This is a genomic window from Desulfofundulus thermobenzoicus (assembly GCF_009428905.1).
Classification (GTDB): Bacteria; Bacillota; Desulfotomaculia; order Desulfotomaculales; family Desulfovirgulaceae; genus Desulfofundulus_A; species Desulfofundulus_A thermobenzoicus.
This window is the reverse complement of sequence record NZ_WHYR01000012.1, coordinates 64,095-80,528: the sequence shown is the minus strand read 5'-3', so window position 1 is coordinate 80,528 and position 16,434 is coordinate 64,095. Positions and strand designations below refer to the sequence as shown.

14 protein-coding genes are annotated in these 16,434 nt (G+C 46.9%); 1 reads left to right on the top strand and 13 read right to left on the bottom strand.

Annotated elements, in window-relative coordinates; translation table 11 throughout:
• Positions 1-202: 202 nt before the first annotated feature.
• Both GFC01_RS06280 and GFC01_RS06275 read right to left on the bottom strand, forming a co-directional pair.
• Positions 203-2,134, bottom strand: coding sequence for an Ig-like domain-containing protein (locus GFC01_RS06280; protein WP_152945791.1), 1,932 nt, complete (start codon positions 2,132-2,134; stop codon positions 203-205).
• A gap of 6 nt (positions 2,135-2,140) precedes the next feature.
• The gene (locus GFC01_RS06275) at positions 2,141-3,223 is read right to left on the bottom strand and encodes a copper amine oxidase N-terminal domain-containing protein (RefSeq protein WP_152945790.1); all 1,083 of its coding nucleotides are present in this window, start codon (positions 3,221-3,223) and stop codon (positions 2,141-2,143) included.
• A gap of 214 nt (positions 3,224-3,437) precedes the next feature.
• On the opposite strand from GFC01_RS06275, the gene GFC01_RS06270 reads away from it, so the two are divergent.
• On the top strand, positions 3,438-3,686 hold the full coding sequence (locus tag GFC01_RS06270; protein WP_152945789.1) for a hypothetical protein: 249 nt from the start codon (positions 3,438-3,440) through the stop codon (positions 3,684-3,686).
• A 598-nt stretch (positions 3,687-4,284) separates the two neighbouring features.
• Here the strand turns inward: GFC01_RS06270 and GFC01_RS06265 are convergent.
• The 11 genes from GFC01_RS06265 to GFC01_RS06215 form a co-directional block, all read right to left on the bottom strand.
• On the bottom strand, positions 4,285-4,731 hold the full coding sequence (locus GFC01_RS06265) for a hypothetical protein (RefSeq protein WP_152945788.1): 447 nt from the start codon (positions 4,729-4,731) through the stop codon (positions 4,285-4,287).
• A 211-nt stretch (positions 4,732-4,942) separates the two neighbouring features.
• Positions 4,943-5,521, bottom strand: coding sequence for a hypothetical protein (locus tag GFC01_RS06260; protein WP_152945787.1), 579 nt, complete (start codon positions 5,519-5,521; stop codon positions 4,943-4,945).
• A 94-nt stretch (positions 5,522-5,615) separates the two neighbouring features.
• Positions 5,616-6,650 carry a hypothetical protein gene (locus GFC01_RS06255; protein ID WP_152945786.1) on the bottom strand — a complete coding sequence of 345 codons (1,035 nt, stop codon included), beginning with the start codon at positions 6,648-6,650 and terminating at the stop codon, positions 5,616-5,618.
• A gap of 1,232 nt (positions 6,651-7,882) precedes the next feature.
• Positions 7,883-8,242, bottom strand: a complete 360-nt coding sequence (locus GFC01_RS06250; RefSeq protein ID WP_152945785.1) for a hypothetical protein — start codon at positions 8,240-8,242, stop codon at positions 7,883-7,885.
• 389 nt (positions 8,243-8,631) lie between these two features.
• On the bottom strand, positions 8,632-9,447 hold the full coding sequence (locus tag GFC01_RS06245; RefSeq protein WP_152945784.1) for a hypothetical protein: 816 nt from the start codon (positions 9,445-9,447) through the stop codon (positions 8,632-8,634).
• A complete protein-coding gene (locus GFC01_RS06240) occupies positions 9,444-10,235 on the bottom strand; it encodes a type II secretion system F family protein (protein WP_152945783.1) in 792 nt (263 codons plus the stop codon). Before GFC01_RS06240 ends, GFC01_RS06245 begins: the two co-directional genes overlap by 4 nt.
• Positions 10,236-10,250: 15 nt before the next feature.
• Entirely contained in the window at positions 10,251-11,594 is a 1,344-nt protein-coding gene (locus tag GFC01_RS06235) for an ATPase, T2SS/T4P/T4SS family (protein WP_341473788.1), read from the bottom strand.
• A 5-nt stretch (positions 11,595-11,599) separates the two neighbouring features.
• Positions 11,600-13,525, bottom strand: a complete 1,926-nt coding sequence (locus GFC01_RS06230; RefSeq protein WP_152945781.1) for a diguanylate cyclase — start codon at positions 13,523-13,525, stop codon at positions 11,600-11,602.
• A gap of 300 nt (positions 13,526-13,825) precedes the next feature.
• Positions 13,826-14,347: a hypothetical protein gene (locus GFC01_RS06225; protein ID WP_152945780.1), complete on the bottom strand. Its 522-nt coding sequence runs from the start codon at positions 14,345-14,347 to the stop codon at positions 13,826-13,828.
• 12 nt (positions 14,348-14,359) lie between these two features.
• Positions 14,360-15,232 carry a DUF4747 family protein gene (locus GFC01_RS06220; RefSeq protein ID WP_152945779.1) on the bottom strand — a complete coding sequence of 291 codons (873 nt, stop codon included), beginning with the start codon at positions 15,230-15,232 and terminating at the stop codon, positions 14,360-14,362.
• Positions 15,233-15,322: 90 nt separating this feature from the next.
• Positions 15,323-16,240: a tyrosine-type recombinase/integrase gene (locus GFC01_RS06215; RefSeq protein WP_341473787.1), complete on the bottom strand. Its 918-nt coding sequence runs from the start codon at positions 16,238-16,240 to the stop codon at positions 15,323-15,325.
• Positions 16,241-16,434 lie beyond the last annotated feature (194 nt).

The following is a 16,434-nucleotide window of genomic DNA, read 5'->3' as shown; positions in this document are numbered from 1 at the left end:
CATCCTGCAACACTCCCGCAATCACTTCCCGAAACCCCTGCCTGATTTTTTGCCGCTTTGCTGATGGTTAAGAGTTCCATAGTATATTGCAACTGCTTTGTTATGTTTTATCAATATTTGTCGGCCTATTGGTAGCTGCTGCAAACCTCCCCCATAAAACGAAAAGGCCCCGGCTGTTTTAACCAAGGCCTTTTCTTTTCGCCTACATTCCCACCGACGCCACGCCGGTCCCGTTGACCAGCAAGTTGCCGTTTATGGGTGACAAGGTGTAGGTGTAAACGAGCCCCCGTTCAACGTCAGCGACGCAATCGCAACCGTCTTTGGTGCAATGCAGGTGATGCGTCACGAGAGTGTACCTGACTTCCACGGCTATGTCCGATGCCGTCAGCGTGTACGTCTGCGGGGTCTGTATCCACTCGTCCATCGACGGGTCGAGTATGTCGTGCAGGTACGTCCCGTTCTCCGCCCACATCTCCTTGAACTGGCAAGTCAGGGCGTGCCCGTCTTCAGTGGGCGCCATATCCGCCGTCTCGGTCCCCTCCGGCGGTAGCGGGTGACCGAAGGTGTAGTGCGGGTTCTGCTTCGGGTACGTCAGCTTCGCCCTCACCAGCCGCCAGCTCTCGATTTCGGTAAAGTTAGGGTCACAACCACCAGATGGCGGCGGAGGCGGAGCCACGGTTGTCGAGTAATCTGGCGGACTTTGATCTTCCGTGACCACGTTCTGTACCTTGAGCGGTTTCAGCGTGGCCGTCACCGTGTCAGTCCATTTGGCCGTGTCCGGTTCCCTGGGCGGGTCGTCCGGCTTGCCCGTCAATGCGTTGTACTGGCTGACGGCCTGAAAATGCAGGCCGTCCCCGGTGGTGACGTTCACGGGCGGCGGGGGCTGCTTCCCGCGCACCGTCAGGCCGGCCTGCCCCTGCAACGTCACGCCGGGCGCATTGTAGGTGGCCGTCACCTGGGTGGTGCCCGGGTTCGTCCCGGTCGCCAGACCGGTGTTGCCGCCGATGCTTGCGATGGAGTGGTCCTGTACCGTCCAGCTGCATTGCGCGGTCACGTCTTGCCCGTTACCGTTGTCTTTTCCTTTGGGGTAATAGGTGGCCCTGTATTGCTGGGTGCCCCCTACATCGACCGTGGCCGACGGCGGGGTGACCACCAGTTCAGGGGCTTTTACTTTAATTTCCGCCTCGCCCCGGTTGTTGCTCCAGTCGGCGTCGTCTTTGAGATAGAATATATTGCCCGGCATAGCGAGCACGGGGTATATCTTTACGATTACTTTAGAGCCGACGTTCTGCGCGTGGACGGTTACCGTGCCCTTCCTCTCCTGGCCCACGTCAAACTCAATCGGCTCTTCGGGGCCGACAACCTTTCCGTCCAGTTTGATTTCGACGGGGTACTCGTTGCCGCTCACTTCGTGGAGGGCCTTAACCACGCCTTCACGCGCAATTGCGCCCGGGATTTCGGCGTTGCCGAACGTCACGTTGAACGTTAATTCCTGCCCCGGGTTCGCTTCGACGCTGTGCGGGTCGATGGCCGCGTACAGGTCGGGCGACGGGGTGTTCCATTCTTTCTTGACGACATCGCCCTTGTAACGGTTGAGCATGTCCTCGACGGATCCGCGATCAAAGCCGTACTTGCTCGTGACCGGGATTACCTGGTCCGGACTGCTGATGGTATCCAGGACCTCGCCCGTGGCCGCATTGTAGATCTCGATCACCGCGCCGATATTCAGCATCCCCGGCTGGCTCACCAGCTGCCTGAACTCATCGCTGTCCGGCTGTTTGACGGCTTCGGCTATGTCGCCCACGGTGATCGTGATGACGCTCACCGTTCTCTGGCCGGGCTGCGGGCGGGCCTTCCTCAGATCAGCTGCGTCGATCCAGCCGGCAAAGTCGCCAACTTGGAACGTTATCTCTTTTGTACGGTACCGGATGCCCGATGTGGCTCCGGTGTTGGTGACGTTGTAGGTTATGGCTTCAAGAAGACCTTTATCACCACGTACTGGCATAATGGTATCTTCGTACTTATATTCATCGGCGGGATGGTCGTCAACTTTTAAAGCCAGCGCCGGGAGTGCGCTGGCCATAACGAAAACAGCTGCTAACAATAGAGAAACAAAATTTTTCTTCAATTGCATGTCTTTTTACCCCCTTACTGGTCGAAAGTCCGATAGTAATACAATCTGCTCCAACTTTTTGGTAAATTCTCCTGTACCCCAATCAAGCGAATTAATAACCCGGAATTCCACATCCTGCTCGTAAGTCCGTCCCGGAGTAAGACCGAACTTATTGGAATCTGGGAAGGTTACCAGCAAAACCCCGCGTATGCCGCGTTGAAAAAGAGCCGTCCGATAAACCAAACGCGGGTCGGTAAGCCACTTCATTTCGGCCCCGTCGTATTCTTTAAGAGACGGGAGAACTTTGTAACCGTGAGTACCTATAGTCCCAATGTGTGTTTCACGCATGTTGAGTAGTGCATCCAAAGTATCATGCTTTACCACCAATTCCGCATCTTCCCGCAGGTATGGGTCCGCCTGCATCTGCTCGAAGGACCTGAACGAATCGGTATTTACCTCTCCCTGCAGCGATTCAGACCCATCAAACATAGGATAGCTCTGCAGCCGCTTGATGTCCTCTTCTGTCAGCGTCCTGGCGGCCACCTGAGCTTTCCGCTGCTCGATGTACTGAAGCACCGCGCTCACGTCCGGCTTCGGCTCGCCCTTCGGCCAGCAAATAACCGTCCGGGTCTTTTCGTCCCACTCAACCTGGTACCCCAGGGCCTCGGCTACCCACCGGGCCGGCAGGAACGTCCGGGAATCCCTTAACAAAGGGGCTACGTCAACACCGGCCAGGGGCTGGCCGTTGGACTTAACTTCGATCTTGCCGACGGTCATTTCCACCGCCGGGAACCCCGGCTGTTTCAGAGTGACCAACTGGGTTTTGCCGTCCCAGCCGATGTTGTCGTTCTGCACTCCCAGGGCGTTGGACAGGAACCGGACGGGCACGAAGGTTCTGCCGGATTCGATAAACGGAGCCACGTCCATCTTCGTACCGGGAGTCTGGTTGTTAACGAAGTATTCGTTCAGACCGACGGCGAACACCACTGACTTGACCAGCTTCTGGTTCTGGTACACGTCAACCTTCTCCTGCTGGGCCAGGGCCGGGAGAGCCAGGGCGGCAAGCAGGAAAAAAGCCATCACTAAAATTAAAGTTTTGCGTTTGCGCATAGGTTAAATCACTCCTTTACTGTTTGACCTTCTTTGACTTTAGTTTACCATATTTTTGATTGGTTGGCAAGCGTTTGTTCGATAAGCGTCACCTCCCTCTTTACATAAAAATACCGGGCATGGCCCGGGCATAATTTTTATCGAAACCCTGCGAATATGGGAGGAATTTCCGAATGGTTATCGAAAAAAAATGAAAAGGAGGAATGAGGTAAAATTGAAAGACAAATTGTTAAAGAACGCCGATACCGATAATATCTATCAGCTGATATTACAGATGATTAATGAAGCGAGAACCCCAGAACACATAAAGAGAATTTCCATGTTGGCTGATTGGTTACCTGAGTATTTACAAATGATCAGAGAAGAAGATACCTTCAACGAAGAGAGTATTCCCTACCTGAAACGGGGCAACATTGTTTTAGTTAACCTGGGCTTTAACATAGGTGAGGAACTTGGTGGGTAATGACCGGCGATTGTCCTCCGCGATTCGCCCCAAAAACTTGCTCGCGTTCTCATAGTGGTTCAAAGATACGCTGCACGCAGGGACCCAGTCTAGTCTAACCACATATTAATACTCTTTTTCAAAAATCGCCTGTTTTTTTACAATTGCTTTCTATTCTGGCATGCTTTACAACTAAAAATGCCCATTTATCAAGACCTCGCGATTTTTAGAGGGTAAAATAACAGTTTTTAGCTATCAAACTCGAGGTTGTATCAACCAGCTCCCTCCGCCTGCAGCCCGATAAAACGCAAGGAAATCCTTGGCAGGTACAGACCGTTGCCTGGATACCGGCCTTAGCAACAACTTTTGCCACAGATCCCACCGGTCCGTTATATACAAAGACCGGGTGACTTTCAGGTAAGACCAAATTTCGGTTATACGCCATTCCATTGCATGCCACCGAATTTAAATTGGCTCGCACTGGTATTAGTGGTTTCTATGGCATGTACACCATGCCAGGATTTTTTTGTCCCTCAAACACCACTAATCCAGACCACAAATATTGCTATCTAAGTTCATAAGAGTTAAAATCCGTCCATTATTAGTAGACTTAAAATAATTATGTAATTTTGATGACAACCTGAACAATTAAACACATCTTTTCTTTAGGTATATTTCTAAAGCTATCGCTCCTTATTTCAAAAATAAGCAACCTATTCGATCCCCTAAAAGAATTTACTTTACTGTCACTTAATTCTATTCTTTTTATGGGTAATATAAATACCCCCTTACTTAAATTAATTTTAATATGTATTTGATTTGTAGTTTCAGATATTGTTTGCCCACTTGCAACTCTGTCATAATCTATATCTAAATCTATTTCCGACGGCTTATTTATTATGAACTCAACATCTGAATATTCTTCTCTTTCATTTAAAATTGCCACTGTAAATCCATAGCTTCTGTAAAACGCCTCTTCGCGTTCCAGAGAATCTTCTATGTATTCCAAATTTACCATTGAAGACGAGACAAGCAAATGCAACCTTCCGTCATTTATCATAAGCAATCTTCGAGTCATCTGTCCAATATTTTTTAACCATGAGTACATGATAAACATGAAAAATAAATTAGCAATTAACAATGATAGTATATATAAAAATAACGTATTAGAACTTTGTTGACTAAAATAACTATAAATAGGAACTAATATCGTAAATAAAAACGAAACAAATATTGCATATTTATTCTGAATAAAAGTGGTTACTATATCAAAATTTTTATCGTTTCCCATAGTAATCACCTAATATTTCAATAATCCTATCTATAAAAAAAATTACATCTGAAGCTGTAACATAAGGACTTAAACTAATATATCCAGTATTAAATATTGTTGCAATAAAAGTTGTATCACTGCTAGTAAAAACGCTAACAATTATTTTAGTTAATTTATGCTTACTTTTAAGTAAACTTTTGAACTCTTCGGACTTGGAAATGTTTTCTCCTTCAAGACTAATAGTTTTAATAAATCCTGAATTATCAGACTCTAATTTTACCCCAAGTACATCATTACATATATGTCTATTATTAATTAAGTATAACATGAAGTCATGTTGGAAAGGTGTGCTTTTAGCATTACCTCCAAGCGCATCTTTTAGCAAATTTATTGCTTCAAGCAATTGGCTTCTTTTATCTGTAAAGCATATAACATAAAAAGTATTCATCTTTAACCAAAAATATAATCGTTGCATTTTTATAGAGGGACTCCCGGAATCAATATAATCAGAATATGAAAAACATATCTTTATGAAGCCGCTTTTTTCATCTACATTTATTTCATATTTTCCCTTATCTTTCATAAAATTTTCCAACCTATTTATTTTGTTTTCATCTATATAATCACTAGTTTCAATAAATATAAACTTATTAAGTTTTGAACTCGGTAATATCAAATTAACTCACCTCTTTAGCTCTTTCACGTATTTTATTTATAAATTCTAGTATACTTTCTATATTTTTCGGACCATTTACATACATATCAATATAAAGATCCTTTACTTTGTTAAATAACTCTTCAATATCATTTAATTTATAATTTTTCTTTGCAACTGAAATTTTTGTGCCTTTTTCCTTAAATACTAGACTAATGTGCGTATAAATAACTCTGTTTTCAGCAGTAATATACATAAAATACACCCTAAAACCAACGACCCTATGCCCCATACTAATTAATCTACAGGTTTCGGGATCACTTAATACTGATTCACCTTTATGCTTGATACTTCTTATATTTTCTGTATCTATTGGTTCAAAATCAATTCCTTCTACTTTTTCAATTTTACCTATGGTAGAAAGCCTGTTTAGTATAAAATCAAGAAATAGCAAAGTTAACGAATCTTCAGTATAACTTATAGCATTTGTAATATGTTTTTTATAAATTGTTAACGGCCTAATATTAACAGGTAGCATATTGTTTAAATTAATGGCAGCCTCGGTGCAATGATCATAACTACCCGAGAAAAACATAACGGTATATTGTTTGAAATCAAAAGATGCTACTATATTAATATTATCAGCACCAAATGTTGGTTTATTAGTAAATATGTCTAATGTTAATTCTTTTTCAGTGAACTCACATAAGATTTCTAATCGACTAGATTCTAAAGCTAATAACCTTAGCCTAAATGGAGAGTCTGAGGTTATAAAACGAGATATCTCATTGATTTTTTCTTTAAATTTGTTAATTGTTAAATTAGTATTAAATTGGCATATATATGCAGAAAATCCTTTATCTTCCCTTGGTCCAAAAGCTATTTCTTGCAATGATTCAAAATCTTCCTCTTTTAGCTGTATAGAGTTTACAAGGAAATCAATAATCCCCTTTTTGCTTTTGTCAGTTGGTTTTAGTTTCTTAGCTTTAATAAATTTTTTTAATTGGGATAATGTGGTTTTTTTATTTAACATGGTTTCAAGTACTTTTTTATCCATAAAACCAACCCCCTAATTTTTATATCAGGGGTTTTATACAAAAAATTCAAATATCCTCCCAGGGTTTAAAAAATAATTGCAAAATATGTAATCATTTCTATACCTATGTCAGATTATGTTGAATAAACCACACCTATGTCAACTCTTAGAGCTGTATTAAATTGGATAATTGGGTATGGATTGATAGTATGGAATTGTATGGGAAATAAACCAACCATCTGGGCTTGCCCCAGATGGTTGTATCACAGCGCTCACCTTACAATGGTAATTGTCACATTAACAAAATAAGGAGAATCAGCGAAAAGTTTTACGCGCAGATGTCTCATACCACCTTCTCCACCGGATGTTGAAGAGGCTACGACCGCGTACCCGAGGCAGGCACGAAGTTCATAAGAAGGAAAATCCGAAATCCTCTGACTTTATTTTGTCAGGGGAGGTTCAATCTAATGTTTTTGAGCGATGAGGTCTCAGAATAGAAAAGAATTCTGGAGATACCTACTGGATATTGACACGGCACTGGCAGGCCGGAACAGTTGACAATGCCCGATTTCCTCCGTATAATGTAATTAAGTGGGAATGTTGAATCTGAAACGGCTCGGAGTGCCTCGACCTAACGGGGCTTTCACAGGGACCCTTGAAACCGCGGCAACGGTTTCAAGGGTTTCCGGCTACTTGCGCCGGTCGGTAAGGTTCACTACGAGGGTGAGAAAGAGCAGGACCGCTATTACGATTTGGATTACATCAGATAGTGAAATCATTCCGCCCCACCCCCTTTCGGAAAAACTTCCCCGGTAGGTGAGGCCCGTTCAGTCCAACATTCCCAAGCTTATTTTACCACATCTTTCCTGGATGTGGTTTTTGTTTTTTGCGCCGCCTCAAACAGGACCGCGACCCGGCACACTTAGATTTGACTTTGACCTACTTTGACTTTACCACAAAATGGTTTCGCGCACAATTGTTGTCCGGGACCATTTTCGCCGGAATTTGCGTGATTTTACGGAGAAAACCCGCACTGCGCTGTTTTGCGAACGATCGTTCCGGCTGGCACCACCTGCCTTATTGTAATATTGCAGCAGGAATAGGGAAAATCCTGCCTGAATAGAAAAAGCCCGACGGGGCCGGGGCGAAATAAAAACGTCTCATTAGTGCGCTATTCTCTTTTTTTGATAGCAAGATCTAAACCACTACTTTGAATTTTGTCAATTTCCTGGAGTTAACTTATTCTTATAAGATCAACCAGAAAAACAGAAAGCAGTCAAAAAAAGGACCATTGCTAAAGATTGGCCCGTAACAAAGGTAATTAACCTAGCTCTATTAAATGTATTAAATAAATCAGGTTTAATCAAAAGATACGAAATTATTGGTGAAAATACCAGCAGAGAAAACACTGTCAGTATATTTTTATAAGAAACAAAAACATCAAATATAATTCCTACCATAATAAAACCCCTGATAAAAGACATTGCTAGCGTTAATAATCTTTCTGCTTTCTGCTTATTAAAAATACTGTTAATATCCATAAAACTTCCTGGTTCAAATAACTTAACAATTCCTGATACACTGTACCATTTCTTGTTAAGCGGCCTCCCCATGACCAGGCTTTACACCTCCTATCTGGTGATTATTAAATGGAATTTATGATCTACTTACAGGATACCATAATGCAATTTACAAGGTATTTTTTAGTCAATTACATAAAAGGGTTAGTCATACTATTGGCTATTACAGGAACACTGGGTATTTTAGATAAAATATCTAAACACAATCCTGTCCTTAGAGTATCTTATTATCTCGCTGCATTTCTGACGTTTATATATTTTCTTTGGAAGGTGGCGTATTATTTACTAAAATTTGATTTCTTCTAAAACTCATCCCAATGAAGAAAGATAGGTTAGCCACTGCCATTCTCGCTATTTATTCGCTCCTTAAATTAATTTCAAAACGCCGACCTAGCATACAAAAGACGGGCGCAACAACCCGGCTACCCCCCGAACATATGCGACATCATACCCTTGAACGCCATGAGCGCCGGATACCCGGCCAGGAACGCCAGCCCGAACAGCCCGGCCAGGGCGATAAGCGTGAAATACAGCGTTTTCATGGTTGTAGCCCTGGCCGCCGAGAGTTCACGCGCGTAACCTATTTCCTCGGACAAATCCATGAACAGATCCGGCGTCACCGTAGTGTCCCAGGCCATGGACAGCCTGGCGCACACCGCGCTCACCGTGGCGTTGTTCACCCGCTCGCCCAGTTCCCGGAAGACGGTTTTCGCGCCGCCGGTGTCTTTGATCTTCGCCACGGCGTCCGCCATCTCTTCTTTCAGCGGCCCCGACAGGAAAGGCACGGTGTTCTCCAGCGCCGTCCGCGTGCTTATGCCCCGGATCTCCAGGAACGCCGGGAGAAAGTCCACCAGCACCGGCGCGTCGCTTAAGATCTTCTCCTGCCAGTCTTTATAGGACCGCGATACGGTGTTGCTGACCACCAGCACGCCGGTGATAACGCCCAGCGGCACCATGACGGCCGAAAACGGACCCAATAATTTTACCGTGACGACGAGCATCGTTACCCCGAACATTAAACCGGTCAGAAAACCTTTATTGACCAGCTGCTGAACATCCAGTTTAAGAATATCGATAATTCTTTCATTATCTCCGCTGCGCCGGATAAATTCCAGCACCTTAGTGCGCACCGCGTCTACCGTGGCCTCAGCGACGCTCAGTTGTTCGCCGGAGACCAGCAGCGAGTACGCGGCGGCAAAAAGCGACAGGAAAAGAGCAGCTTCCAGCAGAACCATCATTGCCCGCCCCCTAACCTCATCAAATCTTTGTCCTGCGCCAGCTTCTGAGCCAAAAAGAACAGCCCGACGACGATCCCGACGCCCACGGCCAGGTCGAGTTTGCCGACTAACGACGAGGCGAAATACGCGCGGAATTTTACGGCGTCAATTATAGACACAGTAAACAGTATGCCGATGACCACCCACGCGACCGCCGACGATTCGGCTACCGCCTTGGCCCGTTCGGTCAGCAGCTTGTCCCGGCGGCGCAGCGCGTTGCCAAGCCGCAGCAGGCCCCGCCCCGTAGCTTTCGGCCCGCCCTGCTTCCCAAATTCCAGTATGCTCGCCACGGCCCTGAACTCATCGACGCCGGTTTCTTCGGCCATTGCCCTGAAAGAGTCCGGGAACGCGGTGCCTTTGAAGTCGTAACTGCTCAGAACGTCGTCCAGCATCCCGCCCAGAGGGTCGGGCAGGTTTTTGGCCGCGTCCTCGATAACGCTCCGGTCGTTTTTCCCGCTGGCGTACATCCCTGCGGCTGCGGTCACGAAGTCCCTGGCCTGTTTCCTGACCAGCGCCGCCCAGCGCTCTTCGCGCCAGCGCATCACACTTTTACAGAGCTTGTACCCGAACACGCCGGTGATTATCCCGGCCACCGGGGAAAGATAGACCCACGACCCCAGGAAGAAAAAGACCGCCGCGCTCAGTGCGGGCAGTAGAGCTGTCCAGTTTTCTTCAACTTCAAAGTCACGGTATATCACAAGAAACACAGCGACAAACAAGCACAAAAAAAGAATCAGGCCAGCTGACAAGACCAATCTCTCCCCTCAATAAAGATATTTCTGCTTGATCTCCTTATATTCCGGCAAAATTTCCGCTCCCTGGAACGCTAGACGGGACAGCTTTTCCTTGCTCACGGTATTTTCGTAAATCCAGCGCCTCTTGCCGGTAGCGGCAAACTCATCGAAGTCAAACCTGATTATAGTGCGGTAGCCGCCGGGAACCACTTCTTCTATGGACATGAGCGTGCGCTTTTCTTCTTTCGTCCTGGTCTCCTTGCCCAGGAAAATAATGAAATCGAAAAGTGTGGATATGGTCTCGTCCAGGGAATCCCGCGGCAGCTCTATGCCGGCGTCCCGGTGCATCCCGACGATGCGGGTGCGCAGGTCCCTTATCGTTCCGGCGTGCCCCGTGGTCATGAAGCAACTCGTGGAAGCGGCGATCTGCAGGGCGGGAACGATTTCCTTGGACCGCAGTTCGCCCACGATGGATATGTCCGGGTTGCTGCGGTTTACGACGTTGCACAGCATGGTCATGTCCACGATGACCACGCCGGCGCTGATCACTTCCACCAGATTCAGGCAGTTGTCGAAACCGGGCAGGAAGAACTCATACGACGTTTCGGTTATGATAATGCGCTTGTAGCGCGGGTAGAACAGGGCCAACGCTTTCATGAAGGTCGTCTTGCCGCTGTCGGTGCGCCCGAATATGCCTATCTTGGCGTAGCCCTTGATTAACAAATCCCTGCACAGGCGGGCGGCGAATTCGGGCAGCATATTTTTCTTCACCAGTTCGTCCATCGGCAAAGGGAGCATCAAGAGCGGCGACTTGCGCATGGTAACCGCCGGCCCCAGCGGGGACGCTCCGAAGGCGACCACCGCCACCCGGGTGCCGTCCTTGAGCCAGACGTCCTGTATGGGCGAGTCCACCACCAGCGGGCGGCCGGAGTCGTCGCATATCTTCTGACAATATTCCAGCAAAACTTTGTTGTCGGGGAAATAATTGTCGCCCGCATAGTAACGCCGCCCGTGACAGCTATAAAATACTTTCGGCGGCCCGTCCGGTGCGGGCACTACCATGATCTCCGTTATTTCGCTGGCGTCCACCGGGCGACTGATGTCCGGGACGCGCACCGTTCCAACGAAAAATTCCTGCAAGGGGCCGTAGCCGGTCACCTGGCCCATGATCCGCCTGAACGCTTCGTCTTTTTCTTCAAAGAGCAGCTCTTTGTTGCTAAGCACGGCCGTCCGTACTATCTCGCAGGCCTTTTCGTAATCTCTGCCGACCAGTTTTTTGGTGAGCAGCCAGGGGTGCTTTTGCCGGAGTTCCTTAGACAGTTCTTCAATAATATTCTCTCGATCGCGCTGGATATCTTTTATCCATTCACCCACAATCATCATCTCCTCTTAACGAAAACTACATTTTTGACGGACATGATTTTTTCGTATCGAGCAGATGCAGCGATATCGTTTGAAACCGGTATAACCAGAATGTCGGCGCATTTCACAGCCGCATTAAAAGTCGGGCCGTCCATGCCGACGCCCAGATCAATGACTACCTGATCATACCGACGGGCCAGCAAAATTATCATGTCGCAGTATACCTGTTCGCCGGCGTATTCGACGACGCCCAAATCATTCCCGGCGGCTAGGTAGTCTACTTTAAAACTGCCGCACTTTTGCCGGATCAACCCGGCGGCGTGCTCCGGCTCAAGGCAGGAACCGAGCGTCAATAAGCCAGCCCCGATTTCCATGACGGTCTTGCCGGGAATGTCTTTCTTTTTAACGACAGGAATCCCGGCGATGCGGTCCATTGCCGGGTTGAGGAAGTCCATTTCCACCAATAAAACTTTCCGCTTAAGCTTTTTTAAACTAACGGCTATTTCTATCGCCGATTCGACTTTCCCACGGCTATCAAGGTTCCAGACAACAATGACGTTGTGCCTTTTGATTTCGTCGATGGCATATTCAAGATCCGCCGGGGCGCGGATCTTTTTCTCGAATTCAACGCTCTTGCTTTTAAATGAAGGTAAAATTCTCCTTGATGCGATTTGGCTCTGTAGCCTTTCTTTAACCGGCGCCTTTCTTTCAGCCATCGCTTCGTGCTGTTTATCAACCAAGTCCCCCACGGCCACCACCCTGTTCCGCCCGGCACCCTTGGCCCAGTACAGCGCCCCATCTGCCGCCCTGATCAGCCCCCCAATGTCCTCCGCATCCCGGCCCATGACGGCTAGACCGCCAGAAAAGGTACTCTGAATCACCTGACTATCTGGCAACCTTATGACGTGTCCGGCCCATCCCCGGCATAACCTTTCGGCGATCCCCCGGGCATCATCCAACCCGGGAAAGATAATGATAAATTCTTCCCCGCCGTACCGGGCAACCAGGTCAACATGACGCACGCCGCCGGCCAGAAAGGCGGCAAATTCCTTTAGCACCGCATCCCCGGCGTCGTGGCCGTAGGTGTCGTTGATCCGCTTAAAGTGGTCCAGGTCGCACATCAGCAAGGAAAACGGTACCCCGGTTTCCCGGTATCGCCGCTCCTGTTCGACCAGGTACTTTTCCAAGAACCGGCGGTTGTATAAACCGGTCAGGGGGTCCTTTTCGGCTTGTTCCCACATCTCCCTCATCTTTTTTGCCCGGGCGCGGATGCGCTCGATAGACTGATCATCCAGTACGTCAACGCATTCATCCGCGCCCGCCTGGTAGCAGCAAACCGTGTCGCATTCCCCCAGGACGACGACAGGCACCGCCGCCAGACGGAAGTCCCGGCGCAGAGATTTTATTGTGTCGATAAGGTCCGGCCGATCAGCCGGGAGTATGACGGCGGTCTGGTTTGCAGCGGCAATTTCGTCCGGGGTTTTACCACCGTAAATAAAGAAGTCTTCCGGCAATTTAACATGTTCCAGAAAATTGCCAACAGTATCGTCGGCGGTGTTATTTACGGTTTCACCGGAATCTTTTCCCGTTTCCCGCGCGGGCCGCGCACTTGAAAGCGGTGGACGTAACGAAGCGATGAACCCCGCCGCCTCTTCCGGCGTGGCGGGGTTCAATAGCCGCTCCACCACGTCAGACGGGGAAACCGGGTTCCAGATCAGGTCATAAATGCCCGCCTCCACGACCCCGGCCGCCAGGTCCCGCGCTTCGGGGTTGCCCGGATCCCCGGGGAGCAATACCACTCGGAAACCGCGGTCACGGAGATCTTTCAGGGCGTCAACAATTTCCGCTTCCGTTATTCCCTGCAACCGGGGAGACAGGATAACCGTGTCTGCCTCCTTAGCATGGGAAAGGAGAGCCGCAATGTTTTGACAGACTCCGGCCAAATCTATCCCGTAGCGGGAAAGGACTTGGGTTAATTTTTTGTCCAAGTCTTTTTGGCCTGTAGCAAGTAAGACGCGCAAGAAGATCACCTCTCAGCGAGAAAAAGCAGGAAAACGGGTTTTATGTGGAAAATGATCAAAAACGCCGTTCCCAGGGAATACCAGGAAAATATTTTCGATGGTTCTCTTTTTTCAAAAGCCGTATTTTCCATATCACAAATACCATAAGAAATGACTACACGCGGGTATCCGAAGAGGCCGCTGAACTTAAGCCCACGGCGGAGTATTACAGCCTCAACCATGTTACCCGTGGCGATCGCCATAATTCTTTTTTAAAAATTGCGCCTGGGTATTTAATAGGTCAATAATAAATGCAATTAAACTTGGAATCATAATAATAGAATAAACTATCGAGCTCGTACCAAATGCAATAAAAATTCTACTTAGAAAAAAGTAATCTCTTATGACCATCATAAGACTTGTTAAAAGAAATAAAATACCAATTATCCAGGATATAGTTCCGATTAAAAACGGGCCTCCTAAAGCAAGAATCAAGTTACGTTCTTCCGTGCTATCAGGAGCTAGCATTATAATAGTTTCCTTCTGAATCAACGAAACCAGCAACGCAATTGTTGATATTTGAACAGCTACCAACGAAGCACTTGCCCCAATAGTAGGTCCAAGGAAGGTAATAATTTGTTCCCTGCAAAGAGAACTGATAAATAGGTAAACAATAACTCCCATGAGTAAAGCAAAAAGCATATCCCAATATAACAAATTTTTAAAACCATATTCCTTGATTATTTTAAAAACAATTTTTATCATATTTATGTCACCTCATTTTTTACGTTTTATTAATAAGTCCATAAGAACTTGCCATTTTCCTTCTTTTTCTTTGGGCATGGAAACAGTTGTTTTAACTGCTTTATCATAAGAACTAACTATTTGAAGAGGACTATCTTCATTTTGCATACCTCTTACCTCAACAACTCCGTATTGAGGCATATCTAATGGTAGATTTCCGGCGATTTTAACAATATCACTATCATGTTCTAAACCTTTTGCTGAACCCTCACAATCGATAATAGCCTTTACTGCTTTAGGTTCAATCAAAAGTTTATTCTGTATTGCTTTTGCCAATTCATACATCTGCGGATTTGGGACCACAAACTCAATTCTTACTTTTTGAATAATCTTTAACTTTTTAAAAGCTTCCATGTATGCTGCTCTTTCCACATCAGGATATAATGATATAAAGCCAAGCCTATGCTCTGCCGTCATACAAACTCCAACAAAAGCCTGACAAAACTGCTCAACAGATATTCCCGTTTTAGTTTCAAAAGCAATCCAGGAGTTTGAAAAATCTACAACAAAACATGAATCCAAATATCCTTTTGATACTTCTTCTCTAATCTCAGTAAACACAGCATCATCGAAAGCTCTTATTCTTTTGGGAGAAATCCGACCTAATTTCCCTACACCAAAGTCGGTATCTCCGTGCCTTGTTACGTGATTATCAGTAATGACCCAACCAGTCTTTTTATTTCCCCTCCTTGTGGTATAGATATTTCTTATTTCTCGCGATAATAAATCTTGGAAAAGAAGCAGTGGTTCATCTTGGGAAGAAAAAAGTGATGGTTGGAAATATAATCGAGCAAACGTCACAGGAACCATAATATGCTTCTTCTGGTAAGTAGCCCCTAAAACCATTTTTAAATGCTCCCCCTCAATAAAATTTATATAATTTTACCATAGCCTGGGGAAGCATGACCCAATTTTTCATAAATTACACACTTCATTTCACTCCCACGCCGTTCGATCCACAGCCTCCTGGAGATCCTCGCGCGAAGGAACAGTATACCGCTTGGTGATATCGAGACTGCTGTGCCCGGCCAGCATCGCCACCTGATCGATGGGCACTTTCATGTCAATAAGGTTTTTGCAGAAGGTGTGACGTAAGGTATGAGGCGTGACGTTTTTTAGCTTGGCCCGGTATGCATACTCGGCCACCAATTTATGCACGCTCCTCGTCGTAATGGCCTTTCCCTGCCGGTTGGGAAACAGCGGTCCCCGCGGATTTTCCTCCAGCCACCGGGCCAGCGTCTTCCGGATCGTCTTGTTTAACGGCACCTCCCGGTATTTGTTCCCTTTGCCGGTTATGGCCACAAAACCCGAACGATCGGATATTTTGATATCCTCCCGTTTCAACCCGCAAACCTCGCTTACGCGAAGGCCGGCGTGGAGCATCAACCCTATAATAGCTTCATCCCGGGAATTTCCTCCTTCCCGGACAGCGTGGATCAACGCCGCTTGTTCACTCCGGTTCAGCCACTTGGGAGACGGGGGCGCGGCCAGGGCCACCTGCTTTATGTCCTCCGCCGGATTATCCCTTATTTCTCCTTGCTTTTTCAACCAATCGAAAAATACTTTAAGGCTGACCAAAACTTTGTTTACCGTGGCCGGAGCCGCGCCGCTGCCCTTGCGCCCGCCGCGCTCTTGCAGGTAGGCGCGGTACTCAATGATGTCCAGGGGCGACACCCCCTGGGCGTTGAAACTGCCGTATTTCCTGGCAATCCATTCGCAAAAGCGTCGCGCGTCGCCCAGGTATACCCTGATAGACGATTTCCTGTCAGTCGCTTCCAGGTGACTTTTAAATCCGTCCAAAAGCCTTTCCAACTTTTCAGAACCAAATTTCGTGAGATAAATGGTCCGGGCCACGATCCCACCCCCGCGATTTTACTGGATCTGTAAAACACATGTTCCCTGATTTCATTCCGAAAAGATAGCTTTTCAGAACTTATGCCTTAAAAAAACAGAATACCTGTTCGGTGACAATTGCCGAACAGGTATTCTGTTATCTTAAAAATTTTGGTTCTGAAAAGTTGGGAGCTATCTGGAAATATATGGAGTAT